This window comes from Candidatus Palibaumannia cicadellinicola, from assembly GCF_002855795.1.
Taxonomy (GTDB): Bacteria; Pseudomonadota; Gammaproteobacteria; order Enterobacterales; family Enterobacteriaceae; genus Baumannia; species Baumannia cicadellinicola_C.
Map to the genome: position 1 here is coordinate 1 of NZ_NJPO01000021.1, position 992 is coordinate 992.

General features: G+C 47.7%; 1 rRNA gene. It reads right to left on the reverse strand.

From position 1 onward, the window contains the following. Positions 1–992: ribosomal RNA gene (locus CEX73_RS00395) — 16S ribosomal RNA — on the reverse strand; the annotation flags it as partial.

Below are 992 nucleotides of genomic sequence, written 5' to 3' on the forward strand. Positions count from 1 at the left end.
TCTAGCGCTCGTTGCGGGACTTAACCCAACATTTCACAACACGAGCTGACGACAGCCATGCAGCACCTGTCTCAGAGTTCCCGAAGGCACTCAAACATTTCTGTTTGATACTCTGGATGTCAAGAGTAGGTAAGGTTTTTCGCGTTGTATCGAATTAAACCACATGCTCCACCGCTTGTGCGGGCCCCCGTCAATTCATTTGAGTTTTAACCTTGCGGTCGTACTCCCCAGGCGGTCGATTTAATGCGTTAGCTTCGAAGGCTATAGCTCAAGGCTACAACCTTCAAATCGACATCGTTTACAGCATGGACTACCAGGGTATCTAATCCTGTTTGCTCCCCATGCTTTCGTATTTGAGCGTCAGTTTTCGTCCAGGGGGGCGCCTTCGCCACTGGTATTCTTCCAAATCTCTACGCATTTCACCGCTACACTTGGAATTCTCCCCCCCTCTACGAGACTCTAGCTTATCAGTTTCAAATGCAATTCCTAGGTTAAGCCCAGGGCTTTCACATCTGACTTAATAAACCGCCTGCATACGCTTTACGCCCAGTAATTCCGATTAACGCTTGCACCCTCCGTCTTACCGCGGCTGCTGGCACGGAGTTAGCCGGTGCTTCTTTTGCGGGTAACGTCAATTGATATTAATTATTAATTAATATCACTTTCTTTCCCGCTGAAAGTGCTTTACAACCCTAAGGCCTTCTTCACACACGCGGTATAGCTGCATCAGGGTTTCCCCCATTGTGCAATATTCCCCACTGCTGCCTCCCGTAGGAGTCTGGACCGTATCTCAGTTCCAGTGTGGCTGGTCATCCTCTCAGACCAACTAGAGATCGTAGCCTAGGTGAGCTATTATCTCACCTACTAGCTAATCACATCTGGGTTCATTTAATGGCATGAGGCTTAAAAAATTAAGTCCCCCATTTTGGTCTTACGACATTATGTGGCATTAGCTACCGTTTCCAATAGTTATTCCCCTCCATTAGGGAGAT